Below are 17,242 nucleotides of genomic sequence, written 5' to 3' on the forward strand. Positions count from 1 at the left end.
GATCGACGCAACGGCGACGGCGAGCGGGGCTCAGAAGTTTCCCGAGGCAGCCTCTTTCAGGATCAGCTTCTCGAGTGTCAGGTCCGACACCGCCTTGCGCAGCCGGTCATTCTCTTTCTCAAGCTCNTTNAGNCGCTTTACCTGGTCACCCTTCAGGCCGCCGAACTCCTTGCGCCACCGGTAATACGTAAACTGCGTCACGCCGATCAAACGGACCGCTTCTCCGACCGATCGGCCTTGCGACAACAACACGTCGACCTTGCGCAGCTTCGCCACGATCTCTTCGGGTTTGTGCTTCTTCTGGGGCATTCAAACGTCCTCCTACGGCTCAATAGCCTACTTCAGGGAGGACCACTTTTCAGGGGGCAGACCAATCTCGCTGAAATCGGTCCCCGTCCTCGTACTGTAGACGCCCTTTATCGAGTAGTATCCGGGCAGCCCGCCAATGGACGTCGCCAGTGTGGCCCCACCATTGATCGTGACGCCGTTCTCGAACAGGTCCGAGAACAGAGGTTGGTTGGTTGCGTCAGTCGGATCGTAGATCATCAGGGAGTAACTAACCGGCTTGGTGGGTACGCTGATTAGTGCCCCGTTGAATGTAGCCGGGGTTATGCCGGAGATCGGGGCGGCCAGATTCCCCCAGAACGTATCGATGCCACCGCCGCCCTTGAGTGGTGTCGCACGCGCCAGTTCGAGGCCTTTGAACTTGCCGACGCTCACGCTGACCTGGTCACTCAGTCGTTGGGTGACGAACAGCGCCATCAGATCCCATCGCTCGTCCCATTCCGTGCCGGGAAACAAAAGAGCGACGTTGACCGGGAGCAAGCCGCCACCCATCCCGTTGATGCTGTCCCCATGATTGAAGTAGCCCTGCGCGGTGACGCTCAGCCCATCCCAGAAGCCGAGCTTCGAAAGATCGATCCGCGCCAGCGCATCCACCTTGCCGCCGTATTGCCAGGAGCCGTCGCCCTCTCCCCTGACCATGCCCTGGTAGAACTGGCTCCATTCCAGGCGAAAGTCCAAGCCTGCGTCACGAAGTGCCGGCCCTTGGCCGAACCAGTCGCCAGTAAGTGTTGGAGGCCCTTGGGGCTCGGAGCCCGGCGCGGCATCGGTCGCAAAGGCCGCTCCGACGCCTGGCAACAACAATGCAACCGACAAAAGGCAGCCGCGTATCCCGCGGGTGCTTTGCAGGCGGTGCGGCAGGAATGCTTGCGGGCGCGAGCCTCGCGAGCGTGACAAGAGATCCATGGTCGCTCTCCGATCCCGAGTCATTCTCGAGTCCATCCGGCTGAGACCCGTTCCTTCAGGTCAACGGTCGAACAGATGCTCGTCCAGTTCCGCGGTCCCCGTAAGCACAAGGTCGCCTGCGGATCTGCCGAGCGCGATGTGATGCACGCCTTCCATGATGCGCCACTGGTTCGCCTTGCCCTCAAAGCGGGCAAGCAGGCGCGGGTCGACGGTAAGCGTCACCTGCTTCGACTCGCCCGGTTTGAGCACCACGCGCTCGAAGCCGAGCAGCCGCATGCGCTTCTCGTTCGGAGCTGCGGTCAGATAGAGCTGCGGCACGTCGGCACCCTCCCGCTCGCCCGTGTTGGTCACGGTGAAGGTCGCGGTGACGGTCTCCTCGCCGGAGAGGAGACTGGCTTTCGCTTCGGTCGTGGTAACGGGCGCGTCCGCGCTGGCGGATGTCACCGCCGGCTGCCCGCTTCCCGCCGCCGCGGTTTCAGCGGTGCCGCCGGATATTCTAAGGTCGCTATAGGCGAAATTCGTGTAGCTGAGACCGTGCCCGAAGGGGTAGAGCGGCTTGACATCCTTCTTCGCGTACCAGCGATAGCCCTCGTCGTATCGGATTGTGACGGGCGTGCGCCATGGGGTGCCAAGCCCCGACAGCGTCGGCCGTGGCGTATCGGCCAGGCTCGCAGGCCAGGTGATCGGCGTTCGGCCTGACGGATTGACCTTGCCGGCAAGCAGCTCGGCGACCGCCTGTGCGCCTGCCTGGCCCGGATACCAGGCCTGCACGATTGCGTTCACCTTGTCCCGCCAGGGCATCGATACCGGATTCCCGGTTTCGAGCACGACGATGGTGTCAGGGTTTGCCGTCGCAACCGCATCGATCACCGCATCCTGGCCCCAAGGCAGCGACAGGTCGGGCAGGTCGAATCCCTCGCCCTCGACGCGGATGTCAAACGCTATGACGGCATCGGCACGCCTCGCCGTCAACGCGGCCTCCGCCGGCGTGTAGCCGGGGTCGAATTCGACCTGAGCGTTCGGGAACGCCTTCTGTAGGGCCTCCACCGGGGATGGTTGGAACAGGTAGAGGTTGCGGTGTTTGCCCATGACGCCGGCGCCGCCGATCTTGGTCGTGCTGGCAAAGCCGCCGACCGGCGCAACCGCGCCGGAGCCTGTCCCGCTGATCACTCCCTGCTGAGCGTAGCCGCCAATGACGGCGATCTTCAGCGGCTTGTCGGCCGGAAGCGGCAGCACGTTTTCGTTCTTCAGAAGGACGATGCCCTGACGAGCAATTTCAAGCGCGATCTCGTTGTGCCTCGCCATGTCGACCGCCGGGGCCGCTTCCCACTGGTCGATACCCACCGCATAGGCCGAGCGAAGGATGCGGCGCACCATGTCCGACAGACGCTCCTTGGGGAGTTTGCCCTCAGCATAGGCTTGCCGCAGCGGTGCCGCGAAAGGCTCGGCATCCAAGCTCCACATGAACCGATCGGCCTGGGCGCCGGACTCCTGGTCGAGACCGTGGAGCGCGTATTGCCATTCCGGCGTCGCACCCCAGTCTGACATCACGTAGCCTTGGTAGCCCCAGGTGCCCTTGAGCACTTCGTTGAGCAGGTGATGGCTGCCGCCGGCATACTCGCCGTTGATCTTGTTGTAGCCGCTCATGATCGCGCCCGGCTCGGAAAGCTCAATAGCTATCTGGAATGCGAGCAGGTCCGACTCGCGATGTGCTATCGGGTCGATGATCGCATCGAGCCAGTGACGGTTCGTCTCGTTGGCGTTGAGCGTATAGTGCTTGAGGGTCGAGATGATCTGCTGGCTCTGGATGCCGTTCACCTGCTCGGAAGCGAGGATCGCGCTCAGCAGGGGATCTTCGCCGTAATATTCGAAGTTCCTGCCATTGCGGACCTCCCGGGTCAGGTTCATCCCGCCGGCGAGCATGATGTTGAAGCCGCGGCTGCGCGCCTCGCGCGCGATTGCGATGCCACCTTCGCGAGCGAGCTCGGGGTTGAAACTGGAGCCGACGACAATGGATGCCGGGAATGCCGTCGCCCCCGGGTCGTCAGGCCGATAGCCAGGGTTCGTAATGCCCATGCTGGCATCGCTGGACTGCAGATCCGGGATGCCGAGCCGCGTGCTGCGCGTCAAACAGGGTGAGACTCAGCGTCAATCAGGATGAGACGGAGCTGTTGGTGCGTGTCGCAGGCAGGGCGTAGCCCGACCGGAGGCACGTACCAACAGCTTTGCCCGATTACGGGGTCTGTGATCGCGGTCGTCCCAGTACAGTGGTGGTTTTCAGGAGGGGAACCACCTTTGTGCCGGGGCGCCATGTAACCGATCATCAGATGAGGCTTTTCATGAAGCTCAGACAAAACCACACCACCGAGACGGCGTCAGCCAAGGCCGGGCTAAGCCGCGCGACAGGCTACCGGCTGCTCCATAACCCGGTTTGCCTTCCCAGAGGCGAGAACCCCGAGGACGCCGACGTCCCGATCCCCTGGAGCACATCTTCGAGGCTGAAGTTGTGCCGTTGCTGCAGGCAGCGCCGGGGCTGCGAGCTGTGGCCATTTATGAGGAACTGTTGCGCCGCCATCCCGACCTGCAGCCTGGTATCCGTCGCACGCTGGAGCGTCGTATTCACGCCTGGCGCGCCATCCATGGCGCCGAGCGAGATGTTATTTTCCGGCAGGTTCACGAACCGGGACGGCTGGGGCTTTCGGATTTTACCGATATGGGTGGGCTTGGTGTGACCATTGCCGGGCAGCGGCTGGATCACCTGCTGTACCACTTCCGCCTACCCTGGTCTGGCTTCGAACACGCCCATGCCATTCTGGGCGGGGAAAGCTTTGTTGCTCTGGCCGAGGGGTTGCAGAATGCCTTGTGGTCGGCCGGTGGTGCTCCTCATTATCACCGCAGCGACAGCCTCTCGGCCGCCTTCCGCAATGTCGACGCCGAGGCTCGAACAGATCTCACGACGCGATACGAGGCCCTTTGCTCGCACTATGGGATGACCCCGACGCGGAATAACAAGGGTGTGGCCCATGAGAACGGTTCGATCGAGAGTGCTCATGGCCATCTCAAAGGCGCGATCCGGGATGGTTTGCTGATGCGTGGCAGCCCCGACTTCGAGGATCTGGGCTCCTACCGCGCCTTTGTCGACGAGATCATCGGCCGCCGCAATGCGAACCGCGGTAAAGGCATCGAGGCGGAGCGAGCGCATCTGCAGGTCCTGCCTGAGCGCCGCACCACGGACTTCGAGGAGGTGATCGTCACCGTTTCCAGCACGGGCGGGTTCACCTTGCGTAAGGTGTTCTACACCGTGCCTTCCCGTCTGATCGGCCACCGGTTGAGGGTACGTCTGTTCGATGACAGGCTGGAAGTGTTCATGGGCGGAACGCATTTGCTGACCCTGCCCAGAGGGCGCGCTCAGGCCAACGGCAAGCATGACCAGGTGGTGAACTACCATCACGTCATCCACTCCTTGCGCAAGAAGCCCATGGCGCTGCTGCACCTGGTTTATCGCGACAAGCTCTTCCCCCGACCGGAATATCGTCGTGCGTTTGAGGCGCTGTGTGCCGCGATGCCGGAACGGCCAGCCTGCAAGATCACAGTCGAACTCCTGGCGCTTGCCCATGAGCGCAACTGTGAAGGAGAGCTGGCCAATGAGTTGGGTCAGGTGCTCCGTTCCGGTAGCCTGCCGGATCTGGCGACATTGCGGACAAAGTTCTCTCCAGATCCCGCCGACTTGCCCCAGGTCTGGGTGCAGCCCGTCTGTCTGGACAGCTACCAGGTCCTGGTCGGAACCCAGGGCATGGCGGGAGAAAGCGCATGAAAGCCAATACCCATCCAGTCGATGAAGCTCGCCTCGGCATCATGCTCAACGAGCTAAGATTGCCCACTATCAAGACCCTCTGGCCCAGGTTCGCCGAGCAATCCGATCGCGAAGGCTGGCCCGCGGCACGATTCCTGGCGGCCATTGCAGAGCATGAGCTTGCCGAGCGAGCCCACCGGCGGATCGAGCGGCATCTGGCCGAAGCCCACTTGCCGCCGGGAAAAACGCTGGACAGCTTCGACTTTGAAGCCGTGCCCATGATCTCGAAGGCTCAGATCGTCGCCATGGTGGCCGGTGACAGCTGGCTCGCCAAGGGCGCCAATGTGTTGATGTTCGGCCCGCCGGGCGACGGCAAAAGCCATCTCGCCGCAGCCATCGGCCTGGCGTTGATCGAAAATGGCTGGCGCGTGCACTTCACCAGGACCACCGATCTCGTCCAGAAGCTACAGGTCGCCCGGCGCGAACTGCAGCTCGAGGCGGCCATTGCCAAGCTCGACAAGTTCGATCTGCTGATCCTGGATGATCTCGCCTACGTCACCAAGGACCAGGCCGAAACCAGCGTTCTGTTCGAGCTCATCTCGGCGAGATACGAGCGACGCTCGGTCATGATTACCGCCAACCAGCCCTTTGGAGAATGGAACAGGGTCTTCCCCGATCCAGCCATGACGCTGGCCGCTGTCGATAGGCTGGTCCATCACGCGACCATCTTCGAAATGAACGTCGAAAGCTACCGGCGGCGATCGGCCCTCGAGGCTAAACGGCAACGGGGAAGACCGGCATCTTTTGCGACAATCAAGAACACACCTGTGACTGACGCTCCGCGTCAATCACAGGAAGACGGCGAGGTTGCCCGCGACAAACAACCTGATAACATCACAAACGCCGCGACGTAGAATCTCATCCTGATTGTCGCCAGCGTCTCATCCAGATTGCCGCGCTATACCGCGGGACTCCGGGCGTCCAGCCCGCGCTGGCGTTTTCGAGATCGGCGACTCGCGGGTCCGCAGGGACCGAGGCGCCCGGCACGTTACCGAGAACGCTGATGAGGAGCGAGAACCGCTCGTCATCGGTCATCTGCTGCTCGGTTTCCCGAGCCCGCACATCAGCGTCCGATTCCTGCGAAAACGCCTGCATGCCGCCGAGGATCAGCGGCAACCCGGCGAGAGATGCGAGCAACCTGCTCATGTCATTCTCCTTGGGATCCTCAGCCTCTGGGCAGCAGTCGAGGTCCCCACACTCGGCCCTGCAGGGAGGATGAGTGGCATCTTAATCATTATCACAATCGAGCGGCACGAGCCAGACAGTCCCCCTCCGGCGCGATCTGGAAGTGGGCGAATCGATCTGCCCGCGGATCCGAAGGAGCCACCGCCCGCTGATGGTCAGTTCCTGAAAAGGCAGCTTCTGGGAACGCACCGGACGGACGAACCTACGGTATGAGGTCGGTGCCGAACTGCGGTATCTGGCACCTTGAAGCCGGTCGCCGACAGTCCGGTACCAAGTGAATGTCAGCGTCGTGTTGAAGTCCCGCGCACGATTGAGCTGCGGCCTCTTCCACCGCGAATTGTAGAAATCGTTCCAGCCTACGAAGGCTACGAGTTCTTCTTGCTGCCCGACGGCCGGATCGTCATTGTTGAACCGGACACGCCCAAGGTGGTTTACGTCCTTGTCAGCTGATGTCTGGTGCGCGGAGGTGCGGGGGGCCTCCGCTGCCATCACGTGGTTTCGAGTTCGCCGCTCCAAGGCCTTCTCCACGTCACTGGAACCATCACCAGCTGCCCATGTTGGGGTGGTAGAAGGAGAACTCCCTGATGGCTCAGATACCGCTCGACCGTGACCAGCAGGCCTTTGACGAGCGACTTGACGCTGCACGGAACGACCATACCCATGAGATCGCACCTGACATTGCTTATCGCCGTCTTGGCATCGTCAATGTTGTCTATATCGGCCCTCCCGGCGCGGGCGACCGGAGGTGGGTCCTGGTTGATGCGGGGCTAACGGGTACAGCCCGCTTGATCATGCAGGCTGCCGAGGAACGGTTTGGCGTCGCGGCGCGTCCCGCCGCTATCGTGATGACGCACGGGCACTTTGACCATGTGGGCGCGCTCGAAGAACTGGCAGAGCACTGGGATGTTCCGGTCTACGCGCATCCCCTGGAAGAGCCCTACCTCAACGGAAGCGCATCCTATCCAGACCCGGATCCAAGTGTCGGCGGCGGCCTGATGGCGCGGCTCTCCTCGTTCTATCCAACGAGCCCTGTCGATGTGGGCAGCAGGCTCAGGATACTTCCTCCTGACGGTGGCATTCCCGATCTGCCGGATTGGCAATGGCTTCATACCCCGGGTCATGCTCCGGGACACATCTCGCTTTGGCGGAAGGCGGACAAGGTGCTGATCGCCGGAGATGCCTTCATCACGACGCGCCAGGAATCTGCCTACGCAGTGGCAACCCAGACTCCCGAAATGCACGGCCCGCCGATGTATTTTACCCCCGACTGGCCAAGCGCGCGATCATCGGTGCAGATGCTGGCCGATCTCGAACCGGAGATTGTGGTCACTGGACACGGCCCCGCGCTGGGAGGGGCGGATATGCAGCGGGCCCTGCATGAGCTTGCCCGGAATTTCGACAAGATCGCTGTGCCGGAACAGGGCGTCTATATCGGCAACCCGGCGCGTGCAGCGGATGGTAGCGCGTATAGGTAGTCGATCACCCTTTCGCGGACTGAGTTCAGCCCGCAGCCTTCGAAGCTCTCGATTTAACGCCAGGAGCGCTATAGCCCAGTTCTGCGGTGTCCGCGACGATGTCCCTGGAATCCTTTCAGATTCGTGCGTATCCGCTCACGGTTGGGCTTAAGTTAAGCTTTGTGCTGCGCGCGCATCGTCTTAAGCGGCGGCTTCAACGACTCTTGAAAAATCTAAAGTGATGCCATATACAGTATGCATGGCTTTGCCACGGGGTCAGGCTTTACGCCGACCGCCTTAAGGGACCTTCGGGTCCCTTATGTGTTTCTGGGGTTCATCCATACCTTGTACGGACCATCATAGCAGGAGTACTTAACAGCGATCGTCTCGTCGCCGTTGCTTCTGAAGTCGATGATCTGCCCTGCTTCAGACATACGGTCATGTGCTCGATTTTTTAAGCCAGTTGGGCGGTGACCGAGGGGGTGTAGCACGAGATCGGCCAATTGCAGCATGGGATTGCTTTTGCCGTCTGGCCAAATTGTCAGAAGCGTCTCCGTCAGCTCATCTTTCGTCAAAGGCCTATGCTTTGCTGAGCTTGTAGCGTCAAAGCCAGTTCCGTTTTTGAGAAGTCCCTCGAAATAGTTCTCGATTAGGCGGTCTTCCTTTTCTGGTGTAGAAGTCATTCAGGGTCCTTCGTTGTGCCGCTCATATCACAATGCTCGCTTCACGCTTTCGCTACTGCAAGGGCGCGATCAGCATCTCCCAGAAGTATTCGGCACTCCCTTCGAAGGTCAGGTGCTGCTTACCTCCGGAGCCGAAACGAGCCGGCCCCATCAGCGGATTTAGGTAGAGGCCTTGATCATCATCCACGACACTGAGGCCATCATTCATTGTATTGTCTGGAGCCTGATCGTTGCTGGCGTAGTAGATGCCGGTCCCCATCATGCCTCCTAGGCCGATCTTACACCTCGCCCGTGCTTTGCCGTCTCGATATACGACGGCGGTGAACCTGTTTGCATCCACACGCTTGAAGGTCGTCTCGATGCCCTCGTTCCGGGCAGACAACTCCGCCAAGGAACCCTCAAAGAAGTCCGCAATGTATTCGAACGTTTGCTGTAGAAAGCGATCGCGATCCGATTCCGTGAACTGTTTTGAAAGGCGCAGATTGCTAGACCTCGGCAGCGCCTTAGCCACTGGGAATTGCATTAGGTCGGCGGCCGTCGGCTTGCGAGCAGGCGCGTTCTGCTGCTTGGGCAGGGCCTTCCGGATCGCGCTCACGATGTCCTGAAAGGCTTCATCAGGGTCGGGCCATTTGGTGACTGGCTTCCCATCCCTAGGTGCTGCAAGGAGCTTGGCGAGGGGCGACACTTCCCAGTCGCAAGGCCGGAGGATGATCGGCATTACACGGGCTTCGCCTGCCTCGTGCCGTTGCAGGGCTCGCCCCATCTCGACATCGTAGCAGTATTTCGAGGCGAGAAAGTCAGGCGAGACAAGCAGCAGGATCAGGTCCGCGCTTTCGATTGCCGCGCTGATTGAGCCGCCGAGCTCGTCGCCAGCGAGGATTCTTCTGTCGTGCCAGGTGTCGATTGCACCTTGGTGTTTCAGCATCGAGAGGCACTTCTCGAGCTGATTTCGCAGGCCTTCGTCGGCGTGGGAGTAGGAAAAGAAGACTGAAGTCATGATTCCTCTGATGCTTACCAGCCGGGACGTAGGTCGGTGCGCTTGCATTCGGGGCATTGGACTAGTCCTGCCCGACGGAATTCCTTCTCGAGTTCTTCCACCTCTTCACGGGTGAGAACCTCTGCGGCGAAACGATGCCCGCAGTTCAGGCACTGGTAGCGACGGAATTCAGGCACGTGACCTCCTGGATGCTACGGGTTTCCGTTTCGTTCCCTCTGCCATTTCCCAGGCGCATGGCCGCGCCTGGGGAGCCTTGTTTTTGAGGCTCACCCGACCCTTTGCGGCCGGGTGAGCAGACTTCGTGTGTCGAATGAACAGTCTACCCTGACGTTGAGCGAGCTTCAGTGACGCGTCAGGGCGTGAGAGACAGACCTTAAGTCGCACTGGAGCCAGAATGCATCACCGAGAGCCAAAATCAGGTCGCATCGTCAGGCCTCTAAGTTTTGATTGATCAGCTGCAGCCGCTGGTCGCGCCGCAGGTGTCGCACTTCTCGCAGGTGCCGTTGCGCACCATCGTGAAGTTCTGACACTCCGAGCACGAGTTGCCGGTGTAGCCTTGCATCATCGACTGCTGGCGGCGCTCGGCGGCGATCGCCTTGGCGTCAGCTGCCTCGCGGGCCGCCGCGTCGGTGAAGAGGCCTGCGGTCGCCGTATCGGCGGCTGCTGCCTCGGCAACATCCTTTGCACGCTCCTCATAGTCGCGCTTGAAGGCCGTGGCGCTGTCCGGCTGCTCCGACGTCAGCGGCTTCAGGGCCGTCACAGTCGCACCCGAGCTGATCGAGCGCACGTTGGAGGCCTGGGCCGAGCCGGCGGGGGCGGTGCGGCCTGCCGTGTTGCCCGCAGGAGCGTTGGTGGCCGGGGTGGTTGTGGCGCCAGAGACGATCTTCAGCGGCGAGGCGCCACGGACGAGACCGCGCGAGTACGGGCTTGCCTTGCCCTCGTTGATCCCCTTGCCGAGTGCCGTGTTGGAGAAGTCCGACAGGTCGACATGGGCGAGGTCGTGGCGGCCGAGATAGGACACCGCCAGCTCGCGGAACACGTAGTCGAGGATCGACGTCGCGTTCTTGATCGCGTCGTTGCCGATGACCATACCGGCCGGCTCGAACTTGGTGAAGGTGAAGGCCTCCACATATTCCTCGAGCGGCACGCCGTACTGCAGGCCAAGCGAGATCGCGATGGCGAAGTTGTTCATCATCGCACGGAAGGCGGCGCCTTCCTTGTGCATGTCGATGAAGATCTCGCCGAGGCGGCCATCGTCGAACTCACCCGTGCGCAGGTACACCTTGTGACCGCCGATGACGGCCTTCTGGGTGTAGCCTTTGCGGCGGTTCGGCAGCTTCTCGCGCAGCGACCGCACCTCGCGCTCGACGATCTTCTCGACGATCTTTTCGGTGACCTGGATCGCCTTGGCTGCGGCCGGGGCGGCTGCGATCTGCTCGACCGCCTCTTCCGCTTCCTCCTCGTCGTCGGAGATCAGCGAGGCATTGAGCGGCTGCGACAGCTTGGAGCCGTCACGGTAGAGCGCGTTCGCCTTGAGGCCGAGCTTCCACGACAGCATGTAGGCGTTCTTGCAGTCCTCGACGGTTGCCTCGTTCGGCATGTTGATCGTCTTGGAGATCGCGCCCGAGATGAACGGCTGTGCCGCCGCCATCATGCGGATGTGGCTCTCGACCGAGAGGTAGCGCTTGCCGATCTTGCCGCACGGGTTCGCGCAGTCGAACACCGGCAGGTGTTCTTCCTTCAGGTGTGGGGCGCCCTCGAGGGTCATCGCGCCGCAGACGTGGATGTTGGCGGCCTCGATGTCCTTCTTCGAGAAGCCGAGCGCCGGCAGGATCTCGAACGAGAAGTCGTTGAGCTGCTCGTCGGTGAAGCCGAAGGTCTGCTTCAGCCAGTCGGCGCCGAGCGTCCACTGGTTGAAGACGAACTTGATGTCGAAGGCGGAACCGAGCGCGGCGTTGATCGCCTCGATCTTCTCGTCGGTGAAGCCCTTGGCCTTCAGCGTCGACGGGTTGATGCCGGGCGCCTGGTTGATGTTGCCGTGGCCAACCGCGTAGGCCTCGATCTCGGCGATCTGGCTCTCGGTATAGCCGAGCGTACGCAGGGCTTCCGGAACGGCGCGGTTGATGATCTTGAAGTAGCCGCCGCCGGCCAGCTTTTTGAACTTCACCAGCGCGAAGTCAGGCTCGATGCCGGTGGTGTCGCAGTCCATGACCAGGCCGATCGTGCCGGTCGGAGCGATGACGGTCGCCTGCGCGTTGCGGTAGCCGTACTCGGCGCCGAGGTCGAGCGCGCGATCCCAGGCAGCGCGGGCGCGCTGGACGAGTTCCTTCTGCCAGACATGCTCTTCCTCGAGCGGCACCGGGGTGACCGCCAGGTTCTCGTAGCCTTCCGTCTCGCCATAGGCGGCGCGGCGGTGGTTGCGGATCACGCGCAGCATGTGCGGCGCATTCGCGGTGTACTCGGGGAAGGCGCCGAGTTCGGCGGCCATCTCGGCCGAGGTCGCATAAGCGACGCCGGTCATGATCGCGGTCAGCACGGCGCAGAGCGCGCGGCCCTCGTCGGAGTCATACGGAATGCCGGAGGTCATCAGCAGGCCGCCGATATTGGCGAAGCCGAGGCCGAGCGTGCGGTATTCGTAAGACAGCTTGGCGATCTTCCACGACGGGAACTGTGCCATCATCACCGAGATCTCGAGGACGATGGTCCACAGGCGCACGGTGTGCTCATAGGCGTCGACGTCGATCGAGCCGTCGCTGTTGCGATAGGTCAGCAGGTTGATCGAGGCGAGGTTGCACGCCGTGTCGTCGAGGAACATGTACTCCGAGCACGGGTTCGACGCGCGGATCGGGCCGGCAGCCGGGCAGGTGTGCCAGTCGTTCATCGTCGTGTTGAAGTGCAGGCCCGGATCAGCCGACGCCCAAGCGGCGTAGCCGATCTTCTCCCACAGGTCGCGTGCCTTGAGCGTCTTCAGCACCTTGCCGTCCTTGCGGGCGGTCAGGTTCCAGTCGCCGTCCTGCTCGACTGCGCGCAGGAAGTCGTCCTTGACCGACACGGAGTTGTTCGAGTTCTGGCCGGAGACGGTCAGGTACGCCTCGGAATCCCAGTCGGTGTCGTAGGTCTTGAACTCGATCGAGGTGTAGCCCTGCTTGGCGAACTGGATGACGCGCTTGATGTAGTTTTCCGGCACCGCGTTCTTCTTGGCGGCGCGGATTTCGCGCTTCAGGACCGGGTTCTTGGCCGGGTCGTAGCAGTCGTCGTTGTCGCCTTCGCAGTTGACGCAGGCCTTCATGATGGCCGTCAGGTGCTGCTTGACGATCTTCGAACCGGTGACGAGCGCAGCAACCTTCTGCTCCTCGGTCACCTTCCAGTCGATGTAGGCCTCGATGTCCGGGTGGTCGATGTCGACCACGACCATCTTGGCGGCGCGGCGGGTGGTGCCGCCCGACTTGATCGCGCCGGCGGCGCGGTCACCGATCTTGAGGAAGCTCATCAGGCCCGACGACTTGCCGCCGCCCGACAGGCGCTCGCCTTCGCCGCGCAGCTGCGAGAAGTTGGAGCCGGTGCCCGAGCCGTACTTGAACAGGCGTGCCTCGCGCACCCACAGGTCCATGATGCCGCCCTCGTTGACGAGGTCGTCGGCAACCGACTGGATGAAGCAGGCGTGCGGCTGCGGATGCTCGTAGGCCGAGGTCGACTTGGTCAGTTTTCCGGTGAACGGGTCGACGTAATAGTGGCCCTGGCCGGGGCCGTCGATGCCGTAGGCCCAGTGCAGGCCGGTGTTGAACCACTGCGGCGAGTTCGGTGCGACACGCTGGGTCGCGAGCATGTACGCGAGCTCGTCACGGAAGGCGAGGGCGTCTTCTTCGGAGTCGAAGTAGCGGCCCTTCCAGCCCCAGTAGGTCCAGGTGCCAGCGAGACGGTCGAAGACCTGACGCGCATCGGTCTCCGAACCATAACGCTTGTCCTCGGGAAGCTCGGCGAGCGCCTCCTCATCGGCCACCGAACGCCAGAGGAACGAAGGGACGTCGTTCTCCTCGACCTTCTTCAGCCGTGCCGGGACGCCGGCCTTGCGGAAATACTTCTGCGCGAGAATGTCAGCCGCGACCTGGCTGAACTGCGCGGGAACGTCGATATCGGCCAGGCGGAACACGATGGAACCGTCGGGATTCTTGATTTCGCTGGTCGCCTTGCGGAACTCGATATCCGCGTATGCCGACTGGCCTGCCTTGGTGAAGCGACGTTCGATGCGCATCTTTTTAGTCCCTATGGTCCCCAAATGTAGTGCCCGGAGATCGCTCGCGCATCTGCGCTGAGCGACTCTCCTGACACCGGTCCGCCGTCTGCCGTCGCCTTGTGGCGGCGGCTCTCTCCTGCCGCAGCGGTTCGAAAAAGATCGGGAAGCCCAAACATGCCGGCTCCCAACGATTTTTCCGCCTGCGGCGGGTCCTGAATCTTACTCGTTTCCGCTACTAGCTCACCGCAGCCGGTGACCCATCGAGCACATTATCTAGTGTTATCTTGGGACGCAAATACTAAATGTACGGTTAACAGCCAATTTACACACCACTTCGTGTACCCCCGGCCGCAGGGCATGGACGCACGAAAGCGCGCCCGGAGATTGAGTCCCCACGACGTTGCCAGCATCTGCAAGACACAGACAGATCGGAAAAATACGGCCAGTGAAAGTACGCGCCGGCCACGTCCGCGAACGGGACGCGCCGACCATAAAAGGCGACTCGAACACCCTCGTCAAGCAGTCGTTTGGAGCACGTTGTGCGCCCCAATATGTTGTGCAGCGGCGTGTGGATAACGGGGAGAAGAGGGGATCTGGCGTTGCCACTTAGGGGGGCCGCTGGGCCGGCCCCGATGGCTCTGAATTCCCGGTGGAAAAGGTACTTTTCGCACCGATTTCCGGAGCTATCTGCCTTTACGGCAGCATATTAAGGGAGACGAACACCAGCGCGGCGAGTGCGGCCGCAGCCGGAACGGTGGTCACCCAGGCGGTTGCGATGGTCGTCACATGCGCTCGGCGGACCAGCTTGCGGCGGGCAATTTCCTCGCGCGACATCGGCGGTCCCTTCTCCTCGAGATCGTAGGCATCCTCGGTGGCGTCATTGCCGTTTTCGCCATTCGCGGCTGCACGCTCGGCGCGGGCACGTGCCACCTTGCGCTCGAGATAGGCGCGGCGGCGGCCGGAATGAGCGGTGTACCACTCCCGGAAGAAGCCGACCCCGAACACGGCGCCGATTGCGATGTGCGTCGAGCTCACCGGCAGGCCAAACCACGACGCCACGATAACCGTGACTGCAGCCGACAGCGCGACGCAGAAGGCGCGGATCGGATTGAGCTTGGTGATTTGCTGGCCGACCATGCGGATCAGCTTCGGGCCGAACAGGACAAGGCCAACCGAGATGCCGAGGGCGCCGATCACCATCACCCACAGCGGAATAACCACTTCACCGCTCGTCGTTCCATCCTGCGTCGCGTGGACGAGCGCGGCCAGCGGGCCGACGGCGTTGGCGACGTCATTGGCGCCGTGGGCGAAGGAAAGCAGGGCAGCCGACAGGATCAGCGGCATGTTGAACAGCTTGCGCAGCGACTGGTTTCGGTTCTCCATGCCCCGCGACTGGCGGTTCACGCTGATGCGCGAAAAATACCAGGCGACGACGAAGCAGGCGACGCCAACCAGCGTGATCTGCAGTGCCGAAAGATCGATGACGCGCTTCAGGCCCTTAGTCACGAGATAGGCGGCAAACGAGCCCGCCATGATCGCGATCAGGACCGGCACCCAGCGGCGCGCGGCCGTGATCTTGTCGTCCTGATAGATGATCGTCGTCTTGATGAAGAACAGGAATAGGGCGGCAATGATACCGCCGAGGAGCGGGGAGACGACCCAGCTGAGGGCAATGTTTCCGATCATCGCCCAGTTGATGGAGTAGAAGCCCGCCGCGACAATGCCAGCACCAACCACGCCGCCGACCACTGCATGGGTGGTGGAGACGGGCGCGCCGATCCAGGTGGCGAGATTGACCCAGAGCGCGGAAGAAAGGAGGGCCGCCAGCATCAGGCGGATGAACGCGTCGCCGGTCGGCAGGCTGGCGGGCGCGACAATGCCACTGGAAATCGTGGTGACGACGTCGCCGCCCGCAATAAGCGCGCCGGCACTCTCGAACACGGCAGCGATGGCCAACGCGCCGCCCATGGTCAGCGCCTTGGCGCCGACGGCCGGGCCGACATTGTTGGCGACGTCGTTGGCGCCGATGTTGAGCGCCATGTAGCCGCCGATTGCGGCCGCGATGATGACGAGCACCGCGCGCGGCTCACCGATGGCGAAGAAGGAGGCGACGATCGCGGCGAGCGCCAGGAACAGCAGGCCGAGGCCAGGTGCCACCAGCCCGCGTGACAGAAACGACGCCGCTTCCTCGACATGGACGAGCTTGTCCAGATCCTTGTCGAGCGTTTCTTTGCGCGCTTCCGTGGCGTTGACAGTCATCGAGCGTCCTATCGGTTAGCCGCCGCCAGCAACTGTGACAGCGGCCCCTCGCTTAAGAAAGCGGCATTCCGATAGCAAGACGACTTTCTTGTGTCAGATGCTCAGGCTGCAGATTGCCGTGGATTGGCGGCGAAATATTCAATGAGCTCGCTAAGGTCCGGCTCGTCGACGAGCCGGGCCGCGTCCCTCGGCGCAAACCAGCGCCGCTTGCGCTTCTTCCGCTCCGGCCACTTGTCGGCAACCTCGTCGACCTCGAGTGGGAAGACTGAAACCTCGCAGCCCCATTCCATGCCGGAGGGCAGCTTCTTCTGGTAGAGGTAGGTGCCGATCGGGCGCCGGGAGATGCCGCCGGAAACGCCCGCTTCCTCTGCCGCCTCGCGCGCGGCGGCCTCGTAGGGCTCCTCGCGCTTTTCCGGCCAGCCCTTGGGCAGCACCCAGCGGCCGGTGCCGCGGCTGGTGACGAGCAGGATCTCGAAGTCACCTTTTTCCGTCAGCCGCCAGGGAAGGGCAGCGACCTGCACGCGGCGCGGCAGCCCGCCGAAGAGACGCCTGACACGCTCCTTCAGCCATTTGCGCCTGCCACGGGTGAACACCATGATCTCCTCAACCAAACAATTTTGCCGACTTACGAATATTGCCGGCACGGTGCCCGGAAGGGAAGCGCAAAATGTGTGAAATTCAATAAGATCGCGAAGCCCTGCATCAGCGTCAGCAAGCTCGCGCAAGATCTGGCGGTCAGCGAACCGCGCTGTCTGCAATCGGCTTCTGGTAGGTGAACCCCATGTCCCACGGGAAGTAGATCCAGGTGTCCTGCGACACTTCGGTGACGAAGGTGTCGATGATCGGGCGGCCTTTCGGCTTGGCATAAACCGCGGCGAAGTGCGCCTTCGGCATCATCGCGCGAACGATTGCGGCCGTCTTGCCGGTGTCGGTGAGGTCGTCGACGATCAGCACGCCTGCGCCCTCTTCCTTCATAAGCTCGGCGTTGATTTCCTTCAGCACGCGCAGGTCACCCTGGTCGGTGTAGTCGTGATACGAGGCAACGCAGACTGTCTCGATCAGGCGGATGCCGAGCTCGCGTGCAATCACTGCTGCCGGAACGAGCCCGCCGCGCGTGATGCAGACGATCGCCTTCCACTGCATGTTCAGGCCGGACAGGCGCCACGCCAGAGCGCGGGCGTCACGATGAAACTGATCCCAGGAGACGGGGAAAGCCTTTTCGGGAAGGGACATGAGACTGCACTCCGGTTGGCGCATATGCGTAGGCTGGAATGCAGCCGGAATTAGCCGGAATACTGGTCTCTTGGCAAGATGGGCTCGCCGAACCGC

General features: G+C 62.2%; 12 protein-coding genes and 2 pseudogenes. 4 read left to right on the top strand and 10 right to left on the bottom strand.

What is annotated here, in order from left to right:
• The 3 genes and pseudogenes from L630_RS0106805 to L630_RS0106815 form a co-directional block, all read right to left on the bottom strand.
• Window positions 1–309 (bottom strand): annotated as a pseudogene (locus L630_RS0106805) (transposase); the annotation flags it as partial.
• Window positions 310–336: 27 nt separating this feature from the next.
• On the bottom strand, window positions 337–1,248 hold the full coding sequence (locus tag L630_RS0106810; protein ID WP_024847524.1) for a carbohydrate porin: 912 nt from the start codon (window positions 1,246–1,248) through the stop codon (window positions 337–339).
• 60 nt (window positions 1,249–1,308) lie between these two features.
• The gene (locus tag L630_RS0106815) at window positions 1,309–3,378 is read right to left on the bottom strand and encodes a beta-glucosidase (protein ID WP_024847525.1); all 2,070 of its coding nucleotides are present in this window, start codon (window positions 3,376–3,378) and stop codon (window positions 1,309–1,311) included.
• 197 nt (window positions 3,379–3,575) lie between these two features.
• Between L630_RS0106815 and istA the strand changes: the two are divergent.
• Both istA and istB read left to right on the top strand, forming a co-directional pair.
• Window positions 3,576–5,062: pseudogene (istA, locus tag L630_RS21085) on the top strand (IS21 family transposase).
• Entirely contained in the window at window positions 5,059–5,955 is an 897-nt protein-coding gene (gene istB, locus L630_RS0106825) for an IS21-like element helper ATPase IstB (RefSeq protein WP_024847526.1), read from the top strand. Before istA ends, istB begins: the two are co-directional and overlap by 4 nt.
• Before the next feature lie 4 nt (window positions 5,956–5,959).
• Here the strand turns inward: istB and L630_RS0106830 are convergent, their stop codons facing one another.
• Complete coding sequence (locus tag L630_RS0106830; protein ID WP_024847527.1) at window positions 5,960–6,247, bottom strand: hypothetical protein; 288 nt, start codon at window positions 6,245–6,247, stop codon at window positions 5,960–5,962.
• A 282-nt stretch (window positions 6,248–6,529) separates the two neighbouring features.
• Between L630_RS0106830 and L630_RS22400 the strand changes: the two genes are divergently transcribed.
• Window positions 6,530–6,736 (top strand): DUF1236 domain-containing protein, encoded by a 207-nt coding sequence (locus tag L630_RS22400; protein WP_084465816.1) that lies wholly within the window; start codon window positions 6,530–6,532, stop codon window positions 6,734–6,736.
• A gap of 131 nt (window positions 6,737–6,867) precedes the next feature.
• Window positions 6,868–7,761 (top strand): MBL fold metallo-hydrolase, encoded by an 894-nt coding sequence (locus L630_RS0106840; RefSeq protein ID WP_144708893.1) that lies wholly within the window; start codon window positions 6,868–6,870, stop codon window positions 7,759–7,761.
• A 296-nt stretch (window positions 7,762–8,057) separates the two neighbouring features.
• Here L630_RS0106840 and L630_RS0106845 read toward each other — a convergent pair whose 3' ends face one another.
• From L630_RS0106845 to gpt, 6 genes are all read right to left on the bottom strand, one after another.
• Entirely contained in the window at window positions 8,058–8,423 is a 366-nt protein-coding gene (locus L630_RS0106845; RefSeq protein WP_024847530.1) for a hypothetical protein, read from the bottom strand.
• 52 nt (window positions 8,424–8,475) lie between these two features.
• The gene (locus tag L630_RS21090; protein ID WP_034329592.1) at window positions 8,476–9,420 is read right to left on the bottom strand and encodes a toll/interleukin-1 receptor domain-containing protein; all 945 of its coding nucleotides are present in this window, start codon (window positions 9,418–9,420) and stop codon (window positions 8,476–8,478) included.
• Window positions 9,421–9,871: 451 nt separating this feature from the next.
• Window positions 9,872–13,672, bottom strand: coding sequence for a vitamin B12-dependent ribonucleotide reductase (locus L630_RS0106855; protein ID WP_024847531.1), 3,801 nt, complete (start codon window positions 13,670–13,672; stop codon window positions 9,872–9,874).
• A gap of 675 nt (window positions 13,673–14,347) precedes the next feature.
• Window positions 14,348–15,913 carry an inorganic phosphate transporter gene (locus L630_RS0106860; RefSeq protein WP_024847532.1) on the bottom strand — a complete coding sequence of 522 codons (1,566 nt, stop codon included), beginning with the start codon at window positions 15,911–15,913 and terminating at the stop codon, window positions 14,348–14,350.
• Between the two features lie 101 nt (window positions 15,914–16,014).
• Entirely contained in the window at window positions 16,015–16,509 is a 495-nt protein-coding gene (locus L630_RS0106865; protein ID WP_024847533.1) for an NUDIX hydrolase, read from the bottom strand.
• 139 nt (window positions 16,510–16,648) lie between these two features.
• Entirely contained in the window at window positions 16,649–17,146 is a 498-nt protein-coding gene (gene gpt / locus L630_RS0106870) for a xanthine phosphoribosyltransferase (RefSeq protein ID WP_024847534.1), read from the bottom strand.
• Window positions 17,147–17,242 lie beyond the last annotated feature (96 nt).

Origin of the sequence: Aminobacter sp. J41 (genome assembly GCF_000526635.1) — a bacterium.
GTDB lineage: Bacteria > Pseudomonadota > Alphaproteobacteria > Rhizobiales > Rhizobiaceae > Aerobium.